8 protein-coding genes are annotated in these 10952 nt (G+C 56.3%); 1 reads left to right on the top strand and 7 read right to left on the bottom strand.

The window, feature by feature from the left end; translation table 11 throughout:
• Window positions 1–13 precede the first annotated feature (13 nt).
• From fusA to B5F76_RS04815, 6 genes are all read right to left on the bottom strand, one after another.
• Window positions 14–2092: an elongation factor G gene (gene fusA / locus B5F76_RS04790; RefSeq protein ID WP_087351824.1), complete on the bottom strand. Its 2079-nt coding sequence runs from the start codon at window positions 2090–2092 to the stop codon at window positions 14–16.
• A 78-nt stretch (window positions 2093–2170) separates the two neighbouring features.
• The gene (rpsG, locus tag B5F76_RS04795; protein WP_087351826.1) at window positions 2171–2641 is read right to left on the bottom strand and encodes a 30S ribosomal protein S7; all 471 of its coding nucleotides are present in this window, start codon (window positions 2639–2641) and stop codon (window positions 2171–2173) included.
• Window positions 2642–2760: 119 nt separating this feature from the next.
• Entirely contained in the window at window positions 2761–3132 is a 372-nt protein-coding gene (gene rpsL, locus B5F76_RS04800) for a 30S ribosomal protein S12 (RefSeq protein ID WP_087351828.1), read from the bottom strand.
• A 239-nt stretch (window positions 3133–3371) separates the two neighbouring features.
• The gene (locus B5F76_RS04805; RefSeq protein ID WP_087351830.1) at window positions 3372–3782 is read right to left on the bottom strand and encodes a hypothetical protein; all 411 of its coding nucleotides are present in this window, start codon (window positions 3780–3782) and stop codon (window positions 3372–3374) included.
• A gap of 31 nt (window positions 3783–3813) precedes the next feature.
• Window positions 3814–4647 carry a hypothetical protein gene (locus tag B5F76_RS04810; RefSeq protein WP_162608688.1) on the bottom strand — a complete coding sequence of 278 codons (834 nt, stop codon included), beginning with the start codon at window positions 4645–4647 and terminating at the stop codon, window positions 3814–3816.
• A gap of 97 nt (window positions 4648–4744) precedes the next feature.
• A complete protein-coding gene (locus tag B5F76_RS04815) occupies window positions 4745–7402 on the bottom strand; it encodes a valine--tRNA ligase (protein ID WP_087351835.1) in 2658 nt (885 codons plus the stop codon).
• A gap of 94 nt (window positions 7403–7496) precedes the next feature.
• Between B5F76_RS04815 and B5F76_RS04820 the strand changes: the two genes are divergently transcribed.
• Entirely contained in the window at window positions 7497–8741 is a 1245-nt protein-coding gene (locus B5F76_RS04820) for a BPL-N domain-containing protein (RefSeq protein WP_144268389.1), read from the top strand.
• A 110-nt stretch (window positions 8742–8851) separates the two neighbouring features.
• Here B5F76_RS04820 and htpG read toward each other — a convergent pair whose 3' ends face one another.
• Window positions 8852–10795 carry a molecular chaperone HtpG gene (gene htpG, locus B5F76_RS04825; protein ID WP_087351840.1) on the bottom strand — a complete coding sequence of 648 codons (1944 nt, stop codon included), beginning with the start codon at window positions 10793–10795 and terminating at the stop codon, window positions 8852–8854.
• Window positions 10796–10952: the final 157 nt, after the last annotated feature.

Genomic DNA, 10952 nt, shown 5'->3' on the forward strand with positions numbered 1-10952 from the left:
GGCCAGGGCTCTGTTAGCCCTTGGCTGACTTGATTTGCTCTGCCATGCTGGCAGGAACGCGCTCGTAGTGGTCAGGCTGCATGGTGAAGGATGCACGGCCCTGCGTCTTGGAACGCAGATCCGTTGCATAGCCGAACATATTGGCCAGAGGCACCTGGGCGCGAACGGACTGGGCTCCGCCGGCTCTGGCTTCCATGCTGGAAACGCGGCCGCGGCGACCGGTCAAATCGCCCATGACGTCGCCAAGGTATTCCTCGGGCGTCACAACTTCCACGTCCATGATGGGTTCGAGCAGCTCGGGGGATGCCTTCTGCATGGCGTCCTTGATTGCCATGGAACCGGCCACGTAGAAGGCCTGTTCGGAAGAGTCCACTTCGTGGTAGGAACCGAAGACCAGGTTGACCTTGATGTCAACGCAGGGGAAGCCAGCCACAACGCCACTCTTCATGGCATCCTGAATACCCTTGTCGATGGCCGGGATGTATTCCTTGGGAATAACGCCACCGGTGATGGAGTTGATGAACTCGTAGCCCTTGCCGGGATTAGGTTCGACCTCGATGACGCAGTGACCGTACTGACCGCGACCACCAGACTGCTTCACGTGCTTCATGTCGGACTTGGCAGGCTTGGAAATGGTCTCTCGGTAGGCAACCTGGGGCTTGCCCACGTTGGCGTTCACATTGAATTCGCGGGTGAGACGATCAACAATGATTTCCAGATGCAGTTCGCCCATGCCGGCGATAAGAGTCTGACCGGTTTCCTCGTCACCCTTGACGCGGAAGGAGGGGTCTTCCTTGGCCAGCTTGCTCAGGGCAGCGGACAATGCGTCACGGTCGCTCTTGGTCTTGGGCTCGATGGCAACTTCGATAACCGGATCCGGAATGTGCAGGGATTCGAGGATGACAACGCGCTTGTCGTCGCACAGTGTGTCACCGGTGGAGCAGTTCTTCAGACCCACCAGAGCCACTATGTCGCCTGCGCCAGCCCACTTGATGTCTTCTCGCTTGTTGGCGTGCATCTTCAGGATACGGCCAATACGTTCGCGCTTGCCGTTGTTGGCGTTGAGCACGCTCATGCCGCTTTCCAGATAGCCGGAATAGATGCGGAAGAAGGAAAGGTGGCCGATGAAGGGATCGGAGAAGAGCTTGAACACCATGCCGCACAAGGGCTCGTTGTCGTCGCAATGGCATTTAACGGTCTTGGTCTCGTCGTTGGGCATGTGGCCAAGAACGGGCGGAATGTCCACGGGCGAGGGCAGGTAGTCCACAATGGCGTCGAGCAGGGGCTGCACGCCCTTGTTGCGGAAGGCGGAGCCGCAGAGCACGGGCACCACGGAACGGTTGATGGTGGCCTTGCGCAGGCAGGAAATGATTTCAGCCTCGGTGAGCTCCTCGCCGTTCAGGTACTTCTCGAGCAGGACTTCGTCCTCTTCAGCCACGGCTTCAAGCATGGCATGGCGATGCTGCTCATAGGCATCCTGCAGCTCCGCGGGAACCGGGCCTACCTCGAAGTCCATGCCCTTGGAGGATTTGTCATAGACAATGGCCTGTCCTCTGATGAGGTCTACAATGCCGTCGAACTTGTCTTCTGCTCCAATCGGGATCTGCAGGGGCACGGGGGTAGCACCAAGGCGATCGCGGATCATGTCCACGCAGCGATCGAAGTTGGCGCCGATGCGGTCCATCTTGTTCACGAAGCAGATGCGGGGAACATGGTATGTGTCAGCCTGACGCCACACGGTTTCAGACTGGGGCTCCACGCCTGCCACTGCGTCGAAGACGCAGACTGCACCGTCGAGTACGCGCAGGGAGCGCTCCACTTCGATGGTAAAGTCCACGTGACCGGGGGTGTCAATGATGTTGATGCGGCAATCCTTCCAGAAGCAGGTTGTTGCTGCCGAAGTAATGGTAATGCCGCGCTCCTGCTCCTGTTCCATCCAGTCCATGGTGGACTCACCGTCATGGGTTTCGCCAATCTTGTGATTGACACCGGTGTAGAAGAGGATGCGTTCGGTTGTAGTTGTCTTGCCGGCGTCAATATGGGCCATAATGCCGATATTGCGCTCTTTGTCTATGCTCACGCTGCGGGACACGGGGTTTCCTCCAAATGATGCCTGCTTTCCGGAACAGGGCAATGCCTTGTGCTGCAAGGCATTGCCCAAAAACATGCACTACCAGCGGTAGTGGGCAAAAGCCTTGTTGGCTTCGGCCATGCGATGCGTGTCTTCACGCTTCTTCACGGCGCCGCCACGACCGTTGTAGGCATCAAGCAGCTCTGCGGAAAGTTTCGCGTCCATGCCCTTTTCGCCGCGGGAGCGAGCGTAGTTGATGATCCAGCGGATGGACAGGGAAAGCTGTCGGTCGGCGCGAACTTCCATGGGAACCTGGTAGGTTGCGCCGCCCACACGGCGGGACTTGACTTCAAGGCGCGGCTTGACATTGTCGAGCGCCTTTTCAAAGGCGCGCATGGGATCTTCACCGGTCTTTTCTGCCAGAGCCTGGACACTGGTGTAGAAGATCTTTTCGGCTGCGCCCTTCTTGCCGTCATACATGAGACGGTTCACAAATTTGGTGACAAGCTTGCTGCCATAAATCGGATCGGGCAGCACTTCACGCTTGGGAATGGGTCCTTTACGGGGCATGGTATACTCCTTCGAGAGTGCTTGGTTCAGGCGCCATCAGCCCCGCAGCGCCCGGCGCCTGTGGCTGCCTGGTGCGTTGCATGACGAGCACCTGCCTGAAGCTGGTTGCAAAAAAAAGACTACTTGGGACGCTTGGCGCCGTACTTGGAACGGCTCTTGCGACGATCCGTCACACCAGAGGTATCCAGGGTGCCACGGATGATGTGGTAACGCACACCGGGAAGGTCCTTGACACGGCCGCCGCGGATGAGCACCACGGAGTGTTCCTGCAGGTTGTGGCCTTCGCCGGGAATATAGGCTGTCACTTCGTAGCCGTTGGTGAGGCGCACACGGGCAACCTTGCGCAGAGCCGAGTTAGGCTTTTTAGGGGTGGTGGTGTACACGCGGGTGCACACACCACGGCGCTGGGGGCAGGAAAGCAGGGCAGGCGTTTTCTTGTGCTTGACGCTGTCCTTGCGCTCGCTGCGAATGAGCTGGTTAATGGTAGGCATTTGTCCTCCAAAAAGATTTTCGCCCGCCAGGGGCGCAAAACAAGAAGAGGGGTTGCCCCCTCAAAAGAGGTCGAAGCTTTACTATTGACTGCAAAATTTGTCAACGCTTGATCCAACGCATTGGAATTGTGCAGCCAAAATGTCACGCAAAGGCAAAAAAAAGGCAGGATGTGGAGAGCATCTCCTTCCTGCCTGTTGTGCAATCCCTTCGACTGCCCCCAAGCGTGTTTTGAGAGCGGCTAGTCGTGATGATCGTGATCACAGTGATCATGATCGTGGTCGCAGCAGTGGTCATGGCGTCTTGGAACGCGCCTGGTTTCCACAAATTCGTCCAGGCTGTCGGTTTCGCCAAGATATTCCAGAACCCTGTAGTGCATGTTGCCTATGAGCATTTCCAGGTAGTTGGAGCATTCGTCTCCAAAGGCCCGCGAAAGCAGGCTTACGAGAAACTGGATGCGGCGGGTGTGGCGCCAGATCTCCCGGGACTCCTCGTCCCCTTCCGGAGCATTGTCAAGGGTGCGGGCGAACTCTTCCACTTCCTCCACGCTCACGTTCTTGATGGGCTGGATTTCGCCGTTGATGTGCACCCGTCCCTCAACGAGAGTGAGTTCCTGGGGTTCGCCATCGAGAAAACCAATAATGACAGACATGTGGTATCCCTTTTGATTTGAGGAATGAATTCTATTGCATGAAGCTGTCGCGCACGTCCTGGCAGATTTCCACCACCTTGCGCAGATCTGCCAGAGTGGGCTTGTGTGTGCCTGTGCCGACTAGCCTGCCGAGCTTTTGCACAGTTTTCAGACGCTGGGGACTCTTCTCGCTGCTGCCAAGGCAATTGTCCCTGCCAAAGGCTGTCAGGACATCATGGATGCGGGAGAAGGTTCCAATCCTGACATTGTGAAGAGGAGCAAGTGTTCCCTCTTCTGCTGCGGCAAGAACCATGATTGACGTCACGTACAGACGCTCCACAAAGGCACCGTACATGTGTCCCCCAAGAAAACGCAGGGTTTCCTTGTTGCCGGAAACCTTTCCCGCAATATCGTCCAGAGTTTTCTTGGTGATGCTGGCAAGCTCCCTTCTGCCCTGGGCAGTCTTCAGGTCCTTCTGCAAGGCAGCAATTTTCTGCTTGGAAAGGCTCTTCGCAGATTCTGTGGGCACGAGCCTGGCAAGGGCTTTTTGTTCGCGCAAAACATCCTCTGCCTTGCCGAAAAAAAAGGCAAAGGCACGATCGGCATCGGCAAAGCCGCTGACTACCGCGCGCCAGTCTGTGTCTTCCGTGCCACAGGCGGTCACCTGGGCAGAGAAACTCAGGTTTGGCTGGTAGATGAAGCCAGCCTCAACATAGTGCTGAATTTCGGCAAAGGAGCCTTCAAGCTCCGAAGCACTGACAAGCAGGGGATGCAAATCGGGGGCAGCCGCCTTTTGCGCTGTGTCATGGTCAGCGGCGCTGGCAGGCTGGGTCACAAGCATGCCAAGGACAAGCACTGGTATCAGAAGGAATGCAAGCCTGTTCATTGTTCGCAATCTCGGCGCGAAGGCGCCGCCTCCATATTTGCAGGTGGCCATGTACGTCTCCATGGCCACCCTCGGACTTCAGCCCCTGTGGGAATAACTATTCTTCTCCGCCTTCGAGGGCTTCGGTAAAGCGCTGCTTCAGGACTTCCAGCTTGCCCAGATTGTCCTTAAGTTCCGCAGCTCGATCCCGTTCGCGCTGGACAATTTCCGGCTTGGCGCGGGAAACAAAGCTTTCATTGGAGAGCTTCTTGTCCACGACAGCCAATGCGTCGGCAATCTTGCCCATTTCCTTGGCGAGCCTGGCAAGCTCGCCCTGAAGGTCCACATTGCCCTTGAGGGGAACAATGATTTCGCACCCCTGGACAACGGACGAGGCGGACGCCTTTGGTGCGTGCACCTCCATGCCTACTTCCATAGTCTCAAGTCTTGCCAGCGTCTGGATCGTAGATGCATTGGAGAGGAGCAGATCTTCCTGGGGCTTGTCCGCAGGATGAAGCTTGAGAACAACCTTGTGGGACGGAGCGATGTCGAGTTCCGCCTTGATGGTGCGCACAGCCACGATGACGCCCTGGACGAATTCCATCCTGGCTGCGTCCTCGGGCCTGATGCAGTCGGGGCGCTCTTCGGGCCAGGGCATGGTTGCAAGATCCTCGCCTTCGTGACCGGGAAGAGCCTGCCAGATTTCTGCCGTGACAAAAGGCATCACAGGGTGCAGGAGCACCAGGATTTCCTTGAGTACAGTGTAGAGGACGTAGGAGGATTCCTTCTTCGTAGCCTCGTTAGCCATATCCGGCTTTATCAGCTCAAGATACCAGTCGCAGAATTCGCCCCAGAGGAATTTGTAGCCACCCTGGGCAACGTCATTGAATCGGTACTCGTCAAAGGCCTTGTCCATGTCCTGCTTCAGAAGCTCAAGCCTGTGCAGGATCCAGCGATTGTTGAGACCTTCGACACTGCCAAGATCCACCGGCTCCGGAGCCTTCTCTCCAAGGTTCATGAGAGTGAATCGTGCGGCGTTCCACAACTTGTTCACAAAGTGGCGGTAGCCTTCGATGCGCTCTTCCGAAAGCTTGATATCCCTGCCCATTGCCGCAAAGGCTGTCAGGGTGAAGCGAAGCGAATCGCAGCCGTAGGAAGAGATCATCTTCAGAGGGTCAATGACATTGCCCGTGGACTTGGACATCTTCTTGCCCTGGGCGTCGCGCACAAGGGCGTGAAGATAGACGGTCTTGAAGGGAGCCTGCCCCATAAAGTGCTGGCCCATGATGATCATGCGGGCCACCCAGAAGAAGAGAATGTCAAAGCCCGTGACCAGAACCGATGTGGGGTACCATTTGTCAAGGTCTGCAGTCTTTTCCGGCCAGCCGAGTGTGGAGAAGGGCCAAAGCGCTGAGCTGAACCAGGTGTCGAGCACGTCCTCGTCCTGGACAAGATCGTGGGAGCCGCATTCGGGACAGACCGTGGGATCCTCCTCTGCCACCACAACATGCTGGCAGGATTTGCATGTCCAGGCGGGAATGCGGTGTCCCCACCAGATTTGGCGGCTGATGCACCAGTCGCGGATATTGTCGAGCCAGTGATAGTATGTTTTGAGCCAGGTCTCGGGCAGCAGGGTTATATCAGCCGGTATGGCCTGTCTGGCCCTGGGCGCAAGTTTGGTTGTTGCCACAAACCACTGGCGCGAAACATGGGGCTCAACGACAGTGTGGCAGCGGTAGCAATGGCCCACAGAGTGGTTGAGGTCCTCCACGCCGAGCAGATCGCCCATGGCCTCTATGTCCGCGACTATGGACTTGCGGCATTCCTGCTTGGTCATTCCCTGGTACTTGCCGGCCTCGGCCTTCATGATGCCGTCTTCATCAATGACCTGGATAAATTCGAGGTTGTGTGTTTTGCCCAGAGCCCAGTCGTTGTGGTCGTGACAGGGGGTCACCTTGAGGGCGCCTGTACCAAACTCCCGATCCACGTACTTGTCGGCTATAATGGGGATTTCTCTGTTGAGAACAGGTACAAGGGCTGTCTTGCCCACGAGGCTTGCGTAGCGATCGTCTTCCGGATGAACGCATATGGCTGTGTCACCAGGAATTGTTTCCGGACGAGTGGTAGCCACTACAATGCTTTCGTCGCTGTTCTTGATATGGTAGCGGATCTTCCACAGATGTCCCTTTTCGTCGCTGTGCTCCACTTCATCGTCTGCCAGGGCCGTATGGCAGCGCGAGCACCAGTTGATAATGTATTTGCCGCGGTAGATAAGACCTTCGTTATAGAGCTGCACAAAGACCTTGCGCACAGCCTTTGAAAGGCCTTCGTCCAGGGTAAAGCGCAGCCTTGTCCAGTCCACGGAGCAGCCCAGGGCCTCGATTTGGCTCAGGATTCTGTGGCCGTACTCCTCGCGCCACTGCCACACGCGTTCAATAAATTTTTCCCTGCCCAGATCTTGGCGCCTGAGTCCTTCCTTTGCCAGGGTCTTTTCCACCACGTTCTGTGTGGCGATACCTGCATGGTCCGTACCGGGGATCCACAGCACGTTCTTGCCCTTCTGGCGGTAGTGGCGGCACAGGGTATCGATAAGGGTCAGATTGAGAGCATGTCCTATATGCAGCGCGCCTGTGACGTTCGGCGGAGGAATGACAATGCAGTATGGATCGCCGCCCTTTGCGGGATCCGGGGTGAAGGTCTTGTCATCGCGCCAGCGTTTGCGCCATTTTGCTTCCACATCCGCGGGCTCGTAACCCTTGGGAAGAGTGTCGGACATCTTGCATTCTCCATGAAAGTCGGGGATAGTTGGCCGCATGAACAGCGTGCCGCCCATTGCAATGTTGTGGGATGACTCCCACATTTGGGGGCTTATGTCCTTGAGGGCCCTTGGAAGTCTCGGTTTTCCCACCAGACTTCTGAAAGGCCAAGACATAGCCCAAGGGGCCCTTTTACGCAAGCAAGCCGGAGGGGAGCCATACGCTCTGCTCGTGGTACCGGGGGGATCCGCCCAACTGAAGGCCGAGGCCCTTGGAGACGCAGGGAAAAGGGCTATCTGTGACTATATCCGCCAGGGAGGATGCTATCTTGGCTTTTGCGGAGGTGCAGGACTGGCGCTTACCCTGCCTCAATCCAGAGGGCTTGGCCTGTGTCCCTGGCGCAGGGCAGAGTATCCCCAGCGCATGCTGCACCTGCTTTCCGGTTATGTGCAGGCAGAGCCCTGCCCCAATGCTCTGACGCCAGACTGGGGAAATCATGCACCCTCGCTTCCCGTGTGGTGGCCAGGCAGGTTTTCCAACAGCGGGGGAGATGTGGAGGTTCTTGCCCGCTACCGGGGGCCGGACAGGGACTTCTGGATAGCAGACATTGCCCTGGACAGCGTGCCAAAGCGGATTTTTGAGGAATGGAAGCGTTTGTACGGCATAAACCTTACCGCGGATTTCCTGGCGGATACCGAACTCATGGTGACAGGAAGGTACGGCAAGGGACGCTATGTTCTCAGTTATTCCCACCTGGAGACTCCGGACAGCTCCGAGGCCAACGCGTGGCTTGTGCATATACTGAAGGCCCTCACTTGTGTGAGCGCTGCCAGTGAAAGTGTGCCTGCCTGGAACTTCCTTTTCAAGCGCAAGACTCCGGATCCGGGAATTCCTCCTTTATTGTCTGAGCTTCTGTCACGAATCAGGGATCTGGTAGACCTTGCCATGGAACACAGGCTTTTCTTTGCCCGAACCCCATGGCTTGTGGGCTGGAAACAGGGTTTGCCAGGGGCCATGTGCAACAATCTTCTGGCAGCAACGGTAGCTTCCTGCAGTGTCCTGCCGGGAAGGGAAGCGCTTCGCTTCTGGAGTGAGAGCGAGAGCGAGATAACGTCCCTTGTAGAGTCCTTTTTTGCCGGGGCGGAAGGCTATCTGCTCGCTGCTCGCCTTATGGAAACCATGCACGCAAGCATGACCGGCGTGATGGACAGGGGGAGCCTTGTCAGGGAGCGCGATCGCCTCTTTGGGCATCCCATGCTGGGCAAGGGTATCCTTGGACGGTTGCTCTTTCTTCTGGAAGAGTATCTGTATCTGTGCATCGCGGACAGGGGCTGTCGGGAAGTCCTGCTGCTCGAATAGCAGTGGCACGCAGCCGCAAGAGCGCAAGCAAGAAAAGCACAATGCAAAAGACCTCTCTGCCTTCTGGCAGAGAGGTCTTTTGTCAACGTAGCTATGTCAGGGAAAGGAACCTAGGCCTTTGTAACCTGGGTGTACCAGGCTGCGGACTGCTCAAGCAGCTGCGAGCTTCTGCGAGCCAGTTCCTGCGGATCCCTGATAAATCCGTCCATCATTTGGGCAGAGTCAAAGAGGACGTTCACCATGGTGGTGAGCACCGCATCGTGAGAGTCGGCCTTGTAGATTGCAAGCAGAGCACGCAGCAGGGGATGTTCCCTGTTGACTTCAAGAGTCTTGACCGGGACGGTCATGTTCTTGTCCATGGCGCGCATGAACTTTTCCATGGCCGAGGTCACGCCGTCCTCTGAAGACAGAACTGCAGCGCTGTCCGTAAGTCTTGAGGAGATGACAACGCTCTTGACCTTGTCGCCAAGTATTTCCTTCATCCTGTTCACGAGATCGTCAAAGGTCTTCTCGTCCTCTGCTGAAAGGGGGCTTGCCTTGGGGGCTTCTTCACCCTTGTCCGGGAAGGCCTCGAGATCCTTTTCTTCCGCGTTTTCGATGGACTTGAAGTTCCAGTCCTTGTAGTTGCCAAGGCCGCTCACTACAAATTCGTCCAGTGCCTCGTAAAAGAAGAGGACTTCCACGCCCTTTTTGCGGAAGCGATCCATGTAGGGATTGACCTTTGCCGCCTCGCGGTTGGGGGCGGTGACGTACCAGAAGGTCTTCTGCCCTTCGAGGCCGCGTTCCATGTATTCGGCAAGGCTGGAGACGCTCTCCTCGTTTTCCCCTGCGGAAGTGTTGAAGCGAAGTAGACCGAGCAGCCTGTCGCGCTGGGCAAAGTCCTGGTGAACACCGAACTTCAGGATTGTGCCGTGATGCTTCCAGAACTTCAGGTATTCTTCGGGCTTGTCCTTGGCCATCTTCTCCAGATGACCGAGGGTCTGCTTGACTATGGTCTGGTTGATTTTGCGCAGGACCACGTTTTCCTGCAGTGTTTCGCGGGAAATATTGAGCGGGATGTCCTCGGTATCCACAATGCCTTTCAGAAAGCCCAGATAGGGAGGAATGAGGTCCTTGTTCTTGTGCTGAATGAGTACCCTGTTGCAGTAGAGATCAATACCCCAGTACTCGTCCTCCCTGGGTCCCTTGAATTCCTGTTCCTCGTCCGGGATGAAGAGCAGAGCCTGGAACTGCACCGGGCTGTCCACACTGATGTGCAGCCAGTCCAGGGGATCCTTGAAGTCGTAGGTGAAGGACTTGTAGAACTCCTTGTATTGGTCGGCAGTGATCTGGCTCTTGGGCTCTCTCCACAGGGCAGGCTGTGTATTGACCTTTTCGCCGTCCACAAGAACAGGGAAGGGAATGAAGCCGGAATGCTTGCGAATCACGTTCTCGACGCGGAATTTTTCCGCAAACTCCAGGGCGTCATCCTTGAGATGGACAACAATGCGAGTGCCGCGCTTCGGCTCCTCGCCGGCAAAGGCGGATACAGTGTAGGTGCCAAGGCCGTCGCTTTCCCACACGCAGGCACTGCCGTCACCAAAGGCAGGACGGGAAATAACCTCGACCCTGTTTGCAACCATGAAGACAGAATAGAAGCCTACACCGAAATGGCCTATGATCTGCGAAGCGTCGGTACCCTTGCCGTCGGTGTCGGAACCAGCCTGCTCGGCAAGCTTGCTCAGAAATTCCTCGGAGCCGGATTTGGCAATGATGCCTAGGTTGTCCCCGATTTCCTGCTCGGTCATGCCAATGCCCGTATCGGCAATGACAAGTTCCTTCTTGTCCTTGTCCAGCGTGATGCTGATTTCCAGGGGCAGGCCGGCTTCACGGGGCTTGTCCCCGCTGTTTTCACGAAAACGCAGCTTGTCCAGTGCATCGGACGCGTTGGAAACAAGTTCGCGCAGGAAGATTTCCTTGTTGGTGTACAGGGAATTGGTCAGAATCTGCAGCACCTTGCGCACTTCTGCACGAAATTCGCAGGTCTTTTTGTCCTCGGTATTGCCTTCACTCATGTTTGTCCCTCCGAAAAACAGAGCCTAAAGCCTGTTCCACAAGATATTTTCGTGAATTTCCAGAATCTCGATACCTGATGGTGCGTTTTAATCCTGCTCAGTCCTCAAATATTTCCAGATATTTCTTGCTGTTACAGTGTTTTATGACTTCAAAAAA

The sequence above is a fragment of the Desulfovibrio sp. An276 genome (genome assembly GCF_002159665.1).
In the GTDB taxonomy this organism is placed as follows: Bacteria; Desulfobacterota; Desulfovibrionia; order Desulfovibrionales; family Desulfovibrionaceae; genus Desulfovibrio; species Desulfovibrio faecigallinarum.

Bases quoted from the DNA above. Each gene is read 5' to 3' on its own strand.
- rpsG (WP_087351826.1), bottom strand. From the start codon at position 2,641: ATGCCCCGTAAAGGACCCATTCCCAAGCGTGAAGTGCTGCCCGATCCG.
- rpsL (WP_087351828.1), bottom strand. From the start codon at position 3,132: ATGCCTACCATTAACCAGCTCATTCGCAGCGAGCGCAAGGACAGCGTC.
- B5F76_RS04805 (WP_087351830.1), bottom strand. From the start codon at position 3,782: ATGTCTGTCATTATTGGTTTTCTCGATGGCGAACCCCAGGAACTCACT.
- B5F76_RS04810 (WP_162608688.1), bottom strand. From the start codon at position 4,647: ATGAACAGGCTTGCATTCCTTCTGATACCAGTGCTTGTCCTTGGCATG.
- B5F76_RS04815 (WP_087351835.1), bottom strand. From the start codon at position 7,402: ATGTCCGACACTCTTCCCAAGGGTTACGAGCCCGCGGATGTGGAAGCA.
- B5F76_RS04820 (WP_144268389.1), top strand. From the start codon at position 7,497: ATGTCCTTGAGGGCCCTTGGAAGTCTCGGTTTTCCCACCAGACTTCTG.
- htpG (WP_087351840.1), bottom strand. From the start codon at position 10,795: ATGAGTGAAGGCAATACCGAGGACAAAAAGACCTGCGAATTTCGTGCA.